A 313-nucleotide genomic window follows, 5' to 3' on the forward strand; every position below is an offset into this window, starting at 1 on the left:
GGCCGCCCGCCGCGTCGGGCCGGGCCGGGCGCTGCAGGGCAACCTCGACCCGGCGATCCTGCTCGCGCCGTGGGAGGTTGTCGAGCGCAAGGCCCGCGAGGTGCTGCGGCGCGGCGAGGCGGCCGAGGGGCACGTGTTCAACCTGGGGCACGGCGTGTTGCCGTCCACCGACCCCGACCAGCTCAAGCGCCTCACCGATCTGGTGCACGAACACGGCCGCTGACCCGGCCCCGGCCGGGCAGCCGTCCGGGGTCAGGCGGTCTCCGGGCCCGAGTCCTGGGCCGGGGCCTGGGCTTGAGCCGGGGCCTGGGGC

At 78.0% G+C, this 313-nt stretch carries 1 protein-coding gene; it reads left to right on the forward strand.

The features are described 5' to 3' along the window. Nucleotides 1-223 (forward strand): uroporphyrinogen decarboxylase family protein (locus FAF44_RS53990; RefSeq protein ID WP_272896271.1); only part of this gene is annotated, 223 nt, incomplete at its 5' end. Nucleotides 224-313 lie beyond the last annotated feature (90 nt).

The organism is Nonomuraea sp. MG754425 (genome assembly GCF_021699195.1).
GTDB lineage: Bacteria > Actinomycetota > Actinomycetes > Streptosporangiales > Streptosporangiaceae > Nonomuraea.